The following is a 14,657-nucleotide window of genomic DNA, read 5'->3' on the forward strand; positions in this document are numbered from 1 at the left end:
TCTCGTGTGCGGGCCTCAGCCCTTCACCGCGCCGTTGGTCAGGCCGGCCACGATCTGACGCTGGAACGCCAGCACCAGGATCACGATCGGGATGGTCACGATGATCGCGGCCGCCGAGATGGCCCCGGTCGGCGACTCGAACTGCGAGGCGCCGGTGAAGAAGGCCAGGGCGGCGGGCACGGTGCGCGCGGTCTCGGTGGAGGTCAGGGAGATGCCGAACACGAAGTCGTTCCAGGCGATGAAGAAGGCGATGATCGCCGTCGTGAAGACGCCGGGGGCGGCCAGCGGGACGATCACCTTGCGGAACGCCTCGAGCGGGGTGGCGCCGTCCACCTGCGCGGCCTGGTCGAGCTCCCACGGGATCTGGCGGAAGAACGCGGCCAGGGTCCAGATGGAGATCGGCAGGGTCAGGGACAGGTAGGGGATGATCAGGCCGACCCACGTGTCGTACAGCCCGAGGGTGCGCCACATGTTGAACAGCGGCGTCACCAGGGAGATGACGGGGAACATCGAGACCATCAGGGACACCGTGAGCACGATCCGCTTGCCCGGGAAGTCCAGGCGGGCGATCGCGTAGGCGCACAGCGTGGCCAGGATGACGGCGATGATCGTGGCGATCACGGTGATGCCGATCGAGTTGCGCAGCGCCGTGAGGAACAGCTCGCGCGAGCCGCCCACGAAGATCTCCTCGTAGTTCACCGTGGACCACTGGGTGGGCAGCAGCTTGCCGTTGGCGAGGTCGGCGGGCGTCTTGAAGCTGGTCGCGAAGATCGAGAACAGCGGGAAGAGGCACCACACGCCGATCACGACGGTGAGGATCCACCACAGTGCGGTGGCCTTCCCGGTGCCGCGACGGTGGGGCGCGCGGCCCTCAGGCGCGCGGCCCTCGGGGGCGGGAGCGGATGCGGCGGTGCTCACTTGGAACCTCCTCGGTCGGCCAGGTCCACCTTGAAGCCCTTGACGGCGATGACCGCCATGAGGGCCACGCACAGGAACAGGATCACGGAGACCGCCGAACCCATGCCGATCTCGAGCCGGCCGATGGACGTGCGGTAGGCCAGCAGCGAGAGGACCTCGGTGCCGTAGGCGCCGTTGGTCATGATGTAGATGGAGTCGAAGATGCGGAACGCGTCCATCGCGCGGAACAGGACGGCCACCATGATCGAGGCCTTCATGTTCGGCAGGATGACCAGCTTCATCCGCTGCCACCACGAGGCGCCGTCGACGGAGGCGGCCTCGGTGAGGTCGCCCGGCACCTGGGCCAGGCCGGCCAGCAGGAGCAGGGAGATGAACGGGGTGGTCTTCCAGATCTCGGAGAGCATGATCACGAACAGCGCGGTGCTGCCCTGCGCGAACCAGTTCAGGTCCGCGTCGACGCCCGGCAGCCACTCGAACCAGGCGTTGATGTAGCCCGAGTCGATCGAGAACATGTAGAACCACGCGAACGCGGAGACCACGGTGATGATGCCGTACGGCACCAGGATGATCGTGCGGATCAGGCCGCGGGTCTGCTTGATGGCGTGGTGCATGGCCAGGGCCAGCAGGAAGCCGAGGATGAGCTCGACCACCACGGTCACCACGGTGATCAGCAGGGTCACCCCGAGGCCCTTCCAGAACACGGGGTCCGTGAGGATCACGCCGTAGTTGCCCAGGCCCACGAACTCGCGGTCGCCCGGCGCGGTGAGCCGGTACTTGAACAGCGAGTCGTAGAGGGCCTGCAGGATCGGGTACAGGACCACGAACAGCATCACGAAGAACGCGGGGCCGGCCAGGAGCCAGCCGAGACGCGCCTCGGACTTCGCGCGCTGGGACTTCACCCGGCGGGGGCGACGACCCTCGGCGGCGCGCGGGGTGGATGCGGCGGGTGCGGTGTCGACGTGGCTCACAGCAGACGCTCCCCTCTCAGGACTTCCTGGATGAAGTCGTCGGTCTCGGCCGGGGTGGACTCGGAGACGCCCGACGGCGGCGCGTAGCGCTGCTGGATCGCGGTGGAGACCTCGTTGTAGTACGGGGTCTGCGGCCGCGGGGCGCCGAGTTCGAGGGACTCCCGGATGGTGTCCGCCATGGGGTACTTCTCGGCGACCTCGGGGGCGTCGTAGGCCGCCGGGTCGGCGGGCGGGTTGCCGTTCTCGACGAAGTACTGGCTCTGGTGCTCGGTGGTGGTGATGCAGGAGATCGCGTCCCAGGCGAGGTCCTGGTGCTCGGACTTCGCGCCCACCCCCAGGTTGATGCCGCCCACGGGCGGCGCGGCGTCCTTGCCCTCGACGGTGCGGGGGTAGACGGCCCAGCCGATGTCCTCGGGCAGGTCCTCCGGCAGCGAGCCCTCCTCCACGGAGCCGAGGGTGGCCGGCCAGACGAACGGCCAGTTGACCATGAACGAGCCGTTCTTGCCCTGGAAGAGCAGCATGGAGGCGTTCTCGTCCTGCGTCGGCAGGCCGGCGCTGCCGAGACCCTCCTTGCCGATCGTGGAGATGATCCGGGCGGCCGTGCGGCCGGCCTCGGAGTCGAGGTTCGTGGTGACCTCGTCCGTGGGCGCCTCGGCGTTGGGGACGATCTGCTCCCCGCCGCCCTCGATGAGCGCGTTGAGCCACACGGTCATGGACTCCGCACGGGCGCCCTGGACGGCCAGGTCCTTGTCCTGGCTGCGGGCGGCCTCGATCAGCTGGTCCCACGTGACGGGCTGGGACATGTCCAACCCCGCGGCCTCGGCGACCGACTTGCGGTACCAGAGCAGCTGCGTGTTGGCCCAGAACGGGACCGTGACGAGCTCGTCCTTCCAGCTGGCGGCCGCGAGCGCGCCCTCCAGGGCGTTGTCCTTCGCGTAGGCCTGCATCTCCTCCGGCACGGGGGCCAGGAAGCCGGGCTCGGCGAGCTCGGGGACGAACGGCGGGTCGAGGGACATGATGTCCATCGACGTGTCGCCCGCGGCGAGGCGGCGGGTCAGCTGCTCGCGCTGGGAGGCGGCGTCCGTCGGAAGCATGGACGTCTCGACTCTGTACCGGCCGTTCGCGGCGTCGGTGCACTGGGCGGCGATCTTCGCCTGCCCGCCGTCGTCGGGGTTGGTGTACCAGGTCAGGGTGGGCGTCTGCTCGGCCGGAGCACACCCGGCCAGGATCAGCGCGCCCGCGGCGACGGCGCCGGCCAGCGTGGCCCGGCGCCGTTGACGTGCCCGCGTGTCGTGTCTCACAAGTGGAACCTCAATCGATGCGAGTCGGATGTGACGGCCATCATCACGCATCACAGCGATTCCTGCACGTTTCGCGGACCCCTTTCTCAGCGGGCGCGGCGGTTCGTCCGGGCGGTCGGCTCCGCGGCGGCGGGATCCTCGGGCCACGGGTGCTTGGGGTAGCGCCCCCGGTTCTCAGCGCGGACCTGCGCGTAGGGGCCGGCCCAGAAGGAGGGCAGGTCGGCGGTCACGGCGAGCGGGCGACCTGCCGGGGAGAGCAGGTGCAGGACCACCGGCTCACGACCGTCCGCGACAGCGGGGGTGACACGCGCCCCGAAGAACTCCTGCAGCTTGGCGGCGACCACGGGCGGGGTGTCCTCGTGGACGGCCGGATAGTCCACGACGACGGCGCGCCCGCTCGGCACGGGCAGGCGCTCGGGGGCGAGCTCGTCCAGCCGGCCCGCCTCCGGCCAGGGCAGGGCGCCGCGCAGCAGCGCCTCGGCGTCCAGGCGTGCGAGGGACCGCCCCGCGGCCAGGTCGGCCGCAAGCCCGTCGACCAGCGCGTCCAGGCCGGGCAGCGCCGCGTCCGAGAGGTCCGGCCACGGGGCGCCGAGGACGCGGTGGAGCAGGTGCACCCGGCGGCGCAGGCGTTCGGTCCGACCGCTCGGGTCGAACCGGGCGAGGCCGTCGGCGGCGAGTGCGGCGCGCACGGCCTGCGCGGCGGCGTCGGGGGCGACGGGGGCCGGCGTCTCCGCCAGCACGAGCGCGCCCAGCCGGTCCACGCGGCGGCCGGTGAGCCGGTCCCCGCGCCAGTCGGCGGTGTCCTCGGTGCGCCGCAGGCCCGCGCCGGCGAGCTCGGCGAGCGTCCGGTCGATCGGCGCGGTCGCGCGGATCGCGGCACCCGTGCCGGCCGCGTCCCCGGCCACACGGGCGACCTCGGCCACGGCCAGCCACTCCTGCCCCGCCAGGCCGCCGCCGGCGGCGTCGCGGGGCAGGGCCGCGCGGGTGCCGGAGGCGAGCAGGTACGCGCCCGCCTCCCCCGCGCGTCGGGCGATCCACGCGGGGAAGGCTAGGGCGGACACGAGGCCGGCGGGGTGCCGGCGCGCGGCCGCCGTCGCCTCGGGCCCGGGCTCTCCCGGCGCTCTCGTCTCCAGGGAGTGGTGCGCGTGCCGACGGGCGAGTCGTTCCAGTCGGTCCGCCTCCCGACGCCAGCGCCCTGCCTCCGGGTGCCGGCCGTCCCGCACGGACGCGACCAGCGCCTCGAGGTCGGCCCCGGGGGCGCGCAGGTCCAGGGCGAGGGCCGCCGTCGCCTCGGCCGCGGGGCGGGGCCCCGTCCACAGTGCCGCGCGCAGGAGGGCGTGGCCGAGCGGCGGGTCCAGGGGCAGCTCGGCCAGGACGGCGCCGTGCGGGGTGATGCGCCCGTCCGCGTCCACCGCGTCGAGGGAGGCGAGCGTGCGCTCGGCGGCGGCCATCGCGTCGGCCGGCGGATCCTCGGGCAGGGTCAGCCCGCGGCCGCCCGGGGCGCCCCACGCCGTGAACGCCAGGGCCACCGGCGCGAGGTCGACGACGGCGAGGGCCGGCGTCGGGGCTGCGGGCGCGGTGCCCAGGGCCGCGGCGGTGTGACAGCGGACCACGGTGCCGGGGCCGAGGCGGGCGGCGCGGCCCGCCCGCTGGCCGGCGGCCGCGCGCGAGGCCTGGACGGTGACGAGCCCGGCCATGCCCCGCCCCCGGTCCCGGCGCGGCTCGCGGGCCAGGCCCGAGTCGATCACGAGGCGCACCCCCGGCACGGTCAGCGAGGACTCGGCGACCGCCGTCGCGACGACGACGCGCGGCACGGCGGGGTCGGCGCGGCCGGCGAGCGCGGCGTCCTGGTCGGCGGGTTCCTGGCGGCCGTGCAGGACGCGGACCTCGGTGTCCGGGGCGAGCGCGGCGACGCGCCCCGCGACCGCCTCGACCTCGGCCACCCCGGGCAGGAAGACGAGGGCGTCCACGGACGGGTCGGCGTCGAGCGCTTCGGCGTGGGCGCGCGCGGCCGTGGCCGCGACGTGGTCGAGGAAGGCCCGGTCCACGCGGCCCTCGGCGGTGAGGCGGTGGCCGCGGAACGGGGCGTGCTCCTCGCGCAGCGGGTGCAGCACGGCCGGGGTGGAGACCACGGGCAGGGGCGCCTCCTCCCCCATGCCGCGGGCCCAGCGGGCGGCCAGGGCCGCCGCGTCCACGGTCGCGGACATGGCCACGAGCACGAGTTCGGGGCGCAGCTGCCGCAGGTCGGCGAGGAGGGCGAAGAGCACGTCCGTGTCCAGATCCCGCTCGTGGACCTCGTCCAGGACCACCGCGTCCACGCCATCGAGCCCGGGGTCGGCGAGGAGGCGGCGCAGCAGCAGGCCCGGGGTCACGAACTCGACGGCCGAGGCCCCGCCGCCCACCGCGTCGCCGCGCACGGCGTACCCGACGGCGGCGTCCGCGAGCCGAGCCTGCGCGTCGGGGTCGGCGCCGGGCAGCACGTCGGCCGCGGCGGCCAGCACCGCCGTGCGCAGCCGCCGCCAGGCCGCGCGCACCGCGACCCGCCGCGGCTGCGTGACCAGGACGCGCCCGCCGCCGTGGTCCGCGAGCCGGACCGCGAGCGCGGGCGGGACCACGGTGGTCTTGCCCGTGCCCGGGGGCGCCTCGACGACGGCCGCCCCGCGCGCGTCCAGTGCGTCTTCGAGCTCGGGCAGGGCGGCGGCGAACGTCAGGCCGGTGCTGAGGCGGCCCAGAGCGGCGGAGAGGCAGGCGGGGACGGAGACGGGATCGACGGGGGTGGGCATCGGGACCCATTGTGCCCGCCTCCGTCGCGCTGTCCCGGGGCCGCCCCACTGACTAGGCTGTGACCCATGACCACACCCGTCCAGGAGCACCTCGATCGCCTCACGTCGGCCCACGCGGGTGAGGGGGAGGTCCCGGACGGGCTGGGCGTCGCGATGCTCATGGTGGACGGGCACCGCTACGTCTCCGGATCCATGACGCCCGTGCCGCTCGCCACGCTCGCCTCTCCCCTGTTCCACGCGCAGGCCCTCGAGGACCTCGGCGCGGTGCGGGTGGGCGAGCGCGTGGGCGCCGCCCCCGTGCGGGACCTGGACCATCGGGTCGAGGTGGACGCCGTCACGGGCCTGCCGCACAACCCGCTCCAGAACGCGGGCGCGGTGGCCACGGCCTCCCTGGTGAAGGGCCGCGGTGGCCGCGACCGCACCGCGCGCATGATGCAGCTGCTCTCCGCACTGTTCGACCGCGAGGTCACCGTCACGGAGTCGGCCGCGCGTGCGGAGAACCGCGCCCAGCATCACACCCGGTCGGCTGCGTGGCTGATGAAGTCCCTCGACACCCTGGACGCCGACCCCGAGACGCTGCTCGAGGACATCGCCACGGTGCGTGCCGCCGCCGTGACCGTGGAGGACCTCGCCCTGCTCGCCGGCACCCTCGCGCACGGCGGTGTCCACCCCGTCACCGGGGACCGTGTGCTGAGCGAGGAGACGGTCCGCGGTGTGCTCTCCGTGATGGACTCCTGCGGCATGGACACCCGGGACTCCCGGTGGGCATACGACGTCGGCCAGCCCGGCTGGGCGTCGACGCGCGGCGGCACGGTGCTCGTGGTGGTGCCGGGCCACCTCGGTCTGGCGCTGCAGTCGGACACGACGGACGAGAACGGGCTCGGCGCCGCGGCGATGGCCGCCCTGCGGACCCTCGTCGAGGACTTCGAGCTGCACCCGTCGGTGGTCACCGGCTCCCCGCGGGCGGCCCTGCGCACCCACTACCGGATCGATCAGGCGCCTTCGGGCACGGTGCGCAGCGCCGTCGTCCTCGAGGCGCTCGGGCGGTTCGCGGACACCGTGCACGTCATGGAGCTGGGCGGTCACCTCGGCTTCAGCCAGGTGGACGCGATCGCCCGCGTCAGCCGTGGTCTGCCCGAGGTCCTCGAGACGCTCGTGGTGGACATGCGCTCGGTCAGCTCCATCTCCCGTCCGGCCCGGCTGCTGGTGGCCCAGTGGTTCGCCCGCGCGCTGGGCAACGGGCTCGACGTCGTCGTCGTGGACAGGGACGCCGCGGAGATGAAGGAGCTGATGGCGGCCGTCGAGGAGTCCGTGGAGGTGGACCTGCCCGAGCCGCTGCAGGATGAGGCCGAGGGGGTGGATCCCGCCGCCGAGGGCGCACAGTTCGTGTTCTTCGACTCCCGCTCGCGGGCCGCCCAGTGGGCCGAGCAGCGGCTGCTCTCCCGCCACGCCCCCCACCTGCTGCCGCGGGACGCCCAGGAGGCGGCCGTGGCACCCCTGCTGCAGCACCTCTCCGCGGACGACGCGCGCCTGCTCGAGTCCATGATGGACGAGCGGGTCTACGCGGACGGCCAGATCATCCGTCGCGCCGGCCAGCCGTTCGGCGGCATCTACGTGATCGTCTCCGGCACCGTGGAGCTCTCGGGTCAGGGCACGGGCAGCCGCCGCGTGCGCCGCACCCTGCTCACCCCGGGGATGACGTTCGGCGAGATGGCCCTGGGCCAGCCCGGCCGCCAGCCCTCCACCGTCCGCGCGCGCGGGCCGGTCACGGCGCGAGTCCTCACCGCCCAGGTGATGGTCGCGCTCCAGGAGGGCTTCCCCCAGCTGGCCCTGGCCCTGTGGGAGGCGCTGGCCCGCGACGCGTTCACCGCGCTGGGCCAGCTCATCCGGGAGACCGGCGCGCTGCAGGACTGACGACCCGCGGGGGCAGCGTCCCCGTGGGACGCTGCCCCCACCCCCGTCACCGCCCGAGGACGTGGCGCAACGCGCCCTCCAGTTCGGGGTCGCGCATCTCGTAGCCGGAGGAGACCAGCCGGTCCGCCACGACCTTCTGGTCCGCCGCGACGGTCTCCACCCGGCCCTCCTCGCCCAGCAGCAGGCGCGGCCCGGCCTCGGGCACCGGGATGAGAGCGGGCCGGCGCAGCACCCGCCCGAGCACGGTGGCGAACTCCTTCGCCGTGACCGGCTCGGGCGCCACCGCGTTGACCGGGCCGGTGACGCCGTCGTCGAGCACCGCGTGGGCGAAGGCCCCCGCGATGTCATCCGCGCCGATCCAGCTCAGCCACGGGCTGCCGTCGTGGCTCTCCCCGCCCGAGGTCGCGACCGGGCCGCCGAGCCCCGCGAGGAACAGCGGCAGCACCTGCTGCAGCATGCCCCCGGCCGGGCTCAGGACCACGCCGGTCCGCAGCATCGCCACCCGGATGCCGGACGTCTCGGCGCGTCGGGCCTCGGCCTCCCAGTCCGCGACGACCTCGGCGAGGAAGTCGTCCCCGGGCTCCAGATCCTCGACGAGGCCGCTGCCGAACGGGCCCGTGCCCGCGTCCGCCCCGTAGTACCCGATCGCCGAGCCGTTCACGAGTGCCCGCACCCGCGCGTCGTCCCCCTCCCGTGCGGCAATCCGGGCGAGCGCGTCCACGAGGGTGCGCGTGCCGCGGACGCGCGAGTCGTGCACGGCCTCCTTGTGCGCGTCCGAGAACCGGCCGGCGATGGGCTCGCCCGCCAGGTTCACGACGACGTCGGCCTCGGCCAGGGCGTCCTCATCCACGGTCTCCCGGCCGGGGTCCCACAGCGCCGCGTCCAGCGCGTCGGCCTTCTTCGGGCTCCGCACGAGCCGGATGACGCGGTGGCCGCCGGTGGTGAGCAGGGCACAGAGCTGCCGGCCGATCAGTCCGCCGGCCCCCGTCACAGCGACCGTGCGGGCCGGCCCGCCGACGAGGGGGCCGGGGTGGGCGGCGTGGAAGTCCAGGTCGTCGGCCATCACGCGGGCGCGGTAGGCGAACTGGCGGCCCAGCTCCGCCTCGAAGGCCTCGTGGGTGCGGCGCGAGGCCGCGGTGCCCAGAGCGGGCACGCGGGACATCAGGGACTCCCCCGGCAGGGCGTACTCGATGTGGTCCGTCACGACCGTGCCGCGCCGGCCGTCCGCCGTGTCCGCCTCACCGGGCGCGGCGTCATCGAGCAGGTGGGTGTGCCGCCAGGAGGCGAGGGGGCCGGAGACCATCTCATCCCGGAACATGCGGCCCTCCTCGTAGGCCGTGTGGCGGGCTCGCCACGGCACCGCGGGCGCGGCCCCACCGGGGAGGCGGGAGGCGACGGCGTCCGGCAGCAGGCCCGTGAGCATCCCATGGGCCGCGCCGGCGAACAGGCCGGCCGCCCCCGGGGCCTGGATGCGCAGCCGCGACTCGGAGCCCACGCGGAGGCCGTCCGTGGGTCCCTGGACCACCTCGCCGGCGAAGGGCGGGGTGAGCCGCTCCAGCGCGCCGGGGTTCTCCAGCCAGCGGAAGACGACCTCACGCGGGTGGCGCAGGAGGGTGCGGTGCTCGAAGACGGTGATCTCGGTCATGGACGCCAGCCTGACACAGGGAGCGGACGGGCGAACACCTGTCCGGGCCGGGCCGTGCAGGACAATGAGGGGATGGACCTGCTTCCCGAGCTGCGCTGGACCGCCGCCGCCCTGCCCGCCACCGAGCTGACCCTCGTGGCCGTCTTCTCCCCCGAGGACCAGACGGTGCGCGCCTCCGGCGTGGCCGTGCCGGGGGACTCGGAGCCCCCCGCCGCCGCGATCGGGCGCCTCCTCGAGACGCTCATGGACCGGCTCGTGGCCCTGGACCCGGAGACCGCCGACCGCGAGATGAACCCGCGCCCCGTGGAGCCGCGTCCGGGTGCGTCCCAGCCCGTCGCCGACGCCCTGGCCGCCTACGCCGCGGGGGACGTGGCCGCGCTGGACGCCCTCGACGTCGCCCAGCCGGGCACCGCGTTCCGGCAGCGGGCGTGGCGGGAGCTGCGCGGCATCGCCCCCGGCTCCCCCGCCACCTACGGCGGCCTGGCCGAGCGGTGCGGGGCCCCGCGGGCCGTGCGTGCCGCCGGCGGGGCGTGCGCCGCCAACCTGGTGGCCGTCGTCGTGCCCTGCCACCGCGTGGTGCGCGCCGACGGCGCCGCCGGCCACTACCTCTACGGCACCGCCGCGAAGCAGGCCCTGCTGGCCCACGAGGCGGCACACGCGGGCTGACCGGCCCCTCCCCACGGCAACGTCGGTTGAGTTGTCACGGGTCCCGGGCACGCACACCCGTGACAACTCAACCCGCGTTGCGGACACGAGAAGGGGCCGGGCCGCGCGCTCCACGCACGCGACCCGGCCCCCGGCGCTCAGCCGCTCAGTCGCTCAGTCGCTCAGACGGAGAGCTTGTCCACGATCGCGTTGAGCGTCGCGGACGGGCGCATCACGGAGGTGACCTTCTCCAGCTCCGGCCAGTAGTAGCCGCCCAGGTCCACCGGGGAGCCCTGCACGCCGTTGAGCTCGGCCAGGATGGTCTCCTCCTGGGCCTCCAGCTCCTCGGCGACCGGCTTCGCCGCGGCCGCCAGCTCGGCGTCCTCGGTCTGCTTCGCCAGCTCGCGGGCCCAGTACAGCGCCAGGTAGAAGTGGCTGCCGCGGTTGTCCAGCTCGCCGACCTTGCGCTTCGGGGACTTGCCCTCGATCAGCAGGGTGCCGGTGGCGGCGTCCAGGGTGTCCGCCAGGACCCGCGCGCGGTGGTTCTCGTTCGCGACCGCCTCGTGCTCGAAGGACACGGCCAGCGCGAGGAACTCACCCAGGGAGTCCCAGCGCAGGTGGTTCTCCTCCACCAGCTGCTGCACGTGCTTCGGCGCGGAGCCGCCCGCACCGGTCTCGAACAGGCCGCCGCCGTTGAGCAGCGGGACGACCGAGAGCATCTTCGCGGAGGTGCCCAGCTCGAGGATCGGGAACAGGTCCGTGTTGTAGTCACGCAGCACGTTGCCGGTCACGGAGATGGTGTCCTCGCCGCGGCGGATGCGCTCCACCGAGAGCTTGGCGGCCTCGACCGGGGAGAGGATGCGGATGTCCAGGTCCTCGGTGTCGTGCTCCTTGAGGTACTCCTCGACCTTCTTGATGAGCTCGCGGTCGTGGGCGCGGGTCTCGTCCAGCCAGAACACGGCCGGGGTCTGGGACGCGCGGGCGCGGGTCACGGCCAGCTTCACCCAGTCGCGCACCGGGACGTCCTTGGTCTGGCAGGCGCGCCAGATGTCGCCGGCCTCGACGTCGTGGGAGAGCAGGGTCTCCCCGGCGGAGTTCTTCACGGCCACGGTGCCCGCGGCGTCCATGATGAACGTCTTGTCGTGCGAGCCGTACTCCTCGGCCTTCTGCGCCATGAGGCCCACGTTCGGGACGGTGCCCATGGTGGTGGGGTCGTAGGCGCCGTTGGCCTTGCAGTCGTCGATCACGGCCTGGAAGACGCCGGCGTAGGAGGAGTCCGGGATGACGGCCAGGGTGTCCTGGGTCTGGTCGTGCTTGTTCCACATGCGGCCGGAGTTGCGGATCATGGCGGGCATGGAGGCGTCCACGATCACGTCGGAGGGCACGTGGAGGTTGGTGATGCCCTTGGCGGAGTTCACCATGGCCACGTCCGGGCCGTTCTCGTAGGCGGCGGCGATGGCGGCGCGCACACCCTCGGCGGTCTCGGCGTCGAGCTTGTCCAGGCCGCCCTCGATCGCGGCGAGGCCGTTGTTCGCGGACAGGCCGGCGGCGGCCAGCTGCTCGCCGTACTTCTCGAACAGCTCGGAGAAGTAGGCCTTCACGACGTGGCCGAAGATCACCGGGTCGGAGACCTTCATCATGGTGGCCTTCAGGTGCGCGGAGAAGAGGATGCCCTCCTCCTTGGCGCGCTTGACCTGCTCGGCGAGGAACGCGTCCAGGGCCTTGGCGGACATGAACGTGCCGTCCACGACCTCGCCCTTGAGGACCTTCAGGCCCTCCTTGAGCACGGTGGTCTTGCCGTCCTCGCCGGTGAACTCGATCGTCAGCACGTCGGCGGCCGGCAGGGTCACGGACTGCTCATTGGCGCGGAAGTCGTCCGCGCCCATGGTGGCGACGGCGGTCTTGGAGTCCGGGGTCCACTCGCCCATCGAGTGGGGGAAGCGCTTGGCGTACGCCTTCACGGCCTTCGGGGCGCGGCGGTCCGAGTTGCCCTCGCGCAGCACCGGATTCACGGCGGAGCCCTTGACCGAGTCGTAGCGCGCCTTCGCGTCCTTCTCCGCGTCCGTCTTCGGCTCGTCCGGGTACTCCGGCAGCGCGTAGCCGTGCGCCTGCAGCTCCTTGATCGCGGCGCGCAGCTGCGGCACGGACGCGGAGATGTTCGGCAGCTTGATGACGTTGGCCTCGGGGGTCTTCACGAGCTCGCCGAGCTCGGCGAGGGCGTCCGCGGTGCGCTGCTCCTCGGGCAGGACGTCCTTGAACGCGGCGAGGATGCGGCCGGCCAGCGAGATGTCACGGGTCTCCAGCTCCACGCCGGCGGTGCCCGCGTAGGCGCGCACGATCGGCAGCAGCGACGCGGTGGCCAGCATGGGCGCCTCGTCCGTGAGCGTGTAGATGATCTTCGACATGCGGATGATCTCTCCTTCTGGCCGCACTCGAGACGCGGCCCTCGTCGGCAGGGAACGGGTGACTCGCCGCCAATCTACCCGGCGTCTCGGACGCGCCACACCGTGTGTGGCTCGGCGTCAGCGCCCCGGCCGTCGCCGGTGCCCTCGCCGGGCCGGGAGGGGTCGCTCGGGTACCAGGGGGGCGTCGGGTCGGAGGGGGCGCCCTCCGACGACGGCGGCGTGGATCGTGGCCGGCTCAGGTGCCCCGCACGGCCTGGGCGATGAAGAAGGAGACGACCAGGCCGAGGGGCTCCACACCATCGGCCCGCCGCGCTCAGCCGTGGAAGAAGTGGCGCGCCCCGGTCAGGTACAGGGTCACGCCGGCGGCCTCGGCCGCGGCCACGACCTCCTCGTCCCGGACGGAGCCGCCCGGCTGGACGACGGCCTTCACGCCGGCGTCGATGAGGATCTGCAGCCCGTCCGCGAACGGGAAGAACGCGTCCGAGGCGGCCACGGACCCGCGGGCCCGCTCGGGGGCCCCCTCCCCGGAGACGTTCTCGGCGCCGCCGGCGCTGCTCACGTCCTGCCCGCCGGTCTGCGCGGCGCCCAGGGTGTTGGCGCGCTCGACGGCCAGGCGGCAGGAGTCGAGGCGGTTGACCTGGCCCATGCCCACGCCGACCGTGGCGCCGTCGTGGGCCAGCAGCACGGCGTTGGACTTGGCCGCGCGCACGGCGCGCCACGCGAAGGCCAGGTCGGCCAGGACGGCCTCGTCGGCGGCCGGGCCGGCGGCGAGGGTCCAGGTGGCCGGGTCGTCGCCGTCCGCGTCCACCGCGTCCGCGATCTGCAGCAGCATGCCGCCGGAGACCTGCTTGGCCTCCACGGCGTCCCGCAGGAAGCCCTCGGGCAGGCTCAGCAGGCGCAGGTTCTTCTTGGCGGAGAGGATCTCCAGGGCCTCAGGCTCGAACGCCGGGGCCACGACGACCTCCGTGAACACGTCCTTCACCTGGGCGGCCATGGCGGCGGTGACGGGGCGGTTGGCCGCGATCACGCCGCCGAACGCGGAGACCGGATCGCACGCGTGGGCCTTGGCGTGCGCCTGCGCGATGTCCGTGCCCTCGTCCGTGACGGCCACGCCGCACGGGTTGGCGTGCTTGACGATCGCCACGGCCGGGACCGGGTGGTCGAAGGCGGCGCGCACCGCGGCGTCGGCGTCCACGTAGTTGTTGTAGCTCATCGGCTTGCCGTGCAGCAGCTCGGCCTGCGCGATGCCGGGGGCCGCCGAGGAGTCCAGGTACAGCGCCGCGGGCTGGTGCGGGTTCTCGCCGTAGCGCAGGATCTGCGCGCGCTCGAGGGAGAAGCCGGCGTAGGGCGGGAACACGGGGATCTCGTCGGCGTGCGTGTCCTCGCCGAAGTGGGCGGCGGTCCAGGCGGCCACGGCGTTGTCGTACGCCGCGGTGTGGGCGAAGGCCAGGGCGGCCAGGCGCCGGCGGGCACGCAGGTCGAAGCCGCCGGACTGGGCAGCCTGGACGACCTCGCCGTAGCGGGCCGGGTCCACGACGATCGCCACGGACGCGTGGTTCTTCGCCGCCGCGCGCACCATGGACGGCCCGCCGATGTCGATCTGCTCGACGACGGCGTCCTCCGCGGCGCCCGAGTTCACGGTGTCCACGAACGGGTAGAGGTTCACGACGACGAGGTCGAACGGCTCCACCTCGAGCTCGCGCAGCTGGGTCACGTGGTCCTCACGACGACGGTCGGCCAGAATGCCCGCGTGCACGCGCGGGTGCAGCGTCTTCACGCGGCCGTCCAGGCACTCCTGGAACCCGGTGACCTCGGCGACCTCGGTGACGGGCACACCGGCGGCGGCGATGCGCTGGGCGGTGGAGCCGGTCGAGACGATCTGCACGCCCGCGGCGTGGAGCCCGGTGGCGAGCTCCTCGAGGCCGGTCTTGTCGTACACGGAGATCAGGGCCCGCTTCAGGGGCACCGTGTCCAGGACGGTGGGGATGGGCTGGGCAGAGGTCACGAGGGGGCGCTCCTTCGAGGGGGTCCGGGTGCATCCCCAGCATAGGCCGGGCCGCATAATGGCCCAGGCGTCC

General features: G+C 73.9%; 9 protein-coding genes. 2 read left to right on the forward strand and 7 right to left on the reverse strand.

The features are described from left to right. Positions 1–15: 15 nt before the first annotated feature. From ACTSKS_RS03155 to ACTSKS_RS03170, 4 genes are all read right to left on the reverse strand, one after another. The gene (locus ACTSKS_RS03155; protein WP_080695955.1) at positions 16–918 is read right to left on the reverse strand and encodes a carbohydrate ABC transporter permease; all 903 of its coding nucleotides are present in this window, start codon (positions 916–918) and stop codon (positions 16–18) included. After that, positions 915–1,886 carry a carbohydrate ABC transporter permease gene (locus ACTSKS_RS03160; protein WP_041102962.1) on the reverse strand — a complete coding sequence of 324 codons (972 nt, stop codon included), beginning with the start codon at positions 1,884–1,886 and terminating at the stop codon, positions 915–917. The genes ACTSKS_RS03155 and ACTSKS_RS03160 overlap by 4 nt, the downstream gene beginning before the upstream one ends. Beyond that, the gene (locus ACTSKS_RS03165; RefSeq protein ID WP_060974376.1) at positions 1,883–3,187 is read right to left on the reverse strand and encodes an extracellular solute-binding protein; all 1,305 of its coding nucleotides are present in this window, start codon (positions 3,185–3,187) and stop codon (positions 1,883–1,885) included. The genes ACTSKS_RS03160 and ACTSKS_RS03165 overlap by 4 nt, the downstream gene beginning before the upstream one ends. An 86-nt stretch (positions 3,188–3,273) precedes the next feature. Next, complete coding sequence (locus ACTSKS_RS03170) at positions 3,274–5,970, reverse strand: ATP-dependent helicase C-terminal domain-containing protein (protein WP_061866948.1); 2,697 nt, start codon at positions 5,968–5,970, stop codon at positions 3,274–3,276. Between the two features lie 66 nt (positions 5,971–6,036). Here ACTSKS_RS03170 and ACTSKS_RS03175 point away from each other — a divergent pair, with 66 nt between their 5' ends. Beyond that, positions 6,037–7,884, forward strand: a complete 1,848-nt coding sequence (locus ACTSKS_RS03175) for a glutaminase (RefSeq protein ID WP_041102967.1) — start codon at positions 6,037–6,039, stop codon at positions 7,882–7,884. A 46-nt stretch (positions 7,885–7,930) separates the two neighbouring features. On the opposite strand, the gene ACTSKS_RS03180 is transcribed toward ACTSKS_RS03175, so the two are convergent. Further along, positions 7,931–9,529 (reverse strand): TIGR01777 family oxidoreductase, encoded by a 1,599-nt coding sequence (locus ACTSKS_RS03180; protein ID WP_061873229.1) that lies wholly within the window; start codon positions 9,527–9,529, stop codon positions 7,931–7,933. 72 nt (positions 9,530–9,601) lie between these two features. Here ACTSKS_RS03180 and ACTSKS_RS03185 point away from each other — a divergent pair, with 72 nt between their 5' ends. Next, on the forward strand, positions 9,602–10,195 hold the full coding sequence (locus ACTSKS_RS03185; RefSeq protein ID WP_101962408.1) for a methylated-DNA--[protein]-cysteine S-methyltransferase: 594 nt from the start codon (positions 9,602–9,604) through the stop codon (positions 10,193–10,195). 161 nt (positions 10,196–10,356) lie between these two features. Here the strand turns inward: ACTSKS_RS03185 and ACTSKS_RS03190 are convergent, their stop codons facing one another. Both ACTSKS_RS03190 and purH read right to left on the reverse strand, forming a co-directional pair. Next, positions 10,357–12,579 carry an NADP-dependent isocitrate dehydrogenase gene (locus ACTSKS_RS03190; protein WP_206481311.1) on the reverse strand — a complete coding sequence of 741 codons (2,223 nt, stop codon included), beginning with the start codon at positions 12,577–12,579 and terminating at the stop codon, positions 10,357–10,359. Between the two features lie 313 nt (positions 12,580–12,892). Beyond that, positions 12,893–14,584 (reverse strand): bifunctional phosphoribosylaminoimidazolecarboxamide formyltransferase/IMP cyclohydrolase, encoded by a 1,692-nt coding sequence (purH, locus tag ACTSKS_RS03195; protein WP_036338171.1) that lies wholly within the window; start codon positions 14,582–14,584, stop codon positions 12,893–12,895. Positions 14,585–14,657 lie beyond the last annotated feature (73 nt).

Origin of the sequence: Micrococcus sp. TCR-5 (assembly GCF_052220525.1) — a bacterium.
Taxonomy (GTDB): domain Bacteria; phylum Actinomycetota; class Actinomycetes; order Actinomycetales; family Micrococcaceae; genus Micrococcus; species Micrococcus luteus.

What these genes read in the sequence shown, in the direction of transcription:
- ACTSKS_RS03170 (WP_061866948.1), bottom strand. Translation starts at nt 5,970, where the DNA reads ATGCCCACCCCCGTCGATCCCGTCTCCGTCCCCGCCTGCCTCTCCGCC.
- ACTSKS_RS03175 (WP_041102967.1), top strand. Translation starts at nt 6,037, where the DNA reads ATGACCACACCCGTCCAGGAGCACCTCGATCGCCTCACGTCGGCCCAC.
- ACTSKS_RS03180 (WP_061873229.1), bottom strand. Translation starts at nt 9,529, where the DNA reads ATGACCGAGATCACCGTCTTCGAGCACCGCACCCTCCTGCGCCACCCG.
- ACTSKS_RS03185 (WP_101962408.1), top strand. Translation starts at nt 9,602, where the DNA reads ATGGACCTGCTTCCCGAGCTGCGCTGGACCGCCGCCGCCCTGCCCGCC.
- ACTSKS_RS03190 (WP_206481311.1), bottom strand. Translation starts at nt 12,579, where the DNA reads ATGTCGAAGATCATCTACACGCTCACGGACGAGGCGCCCATGCTGGCC.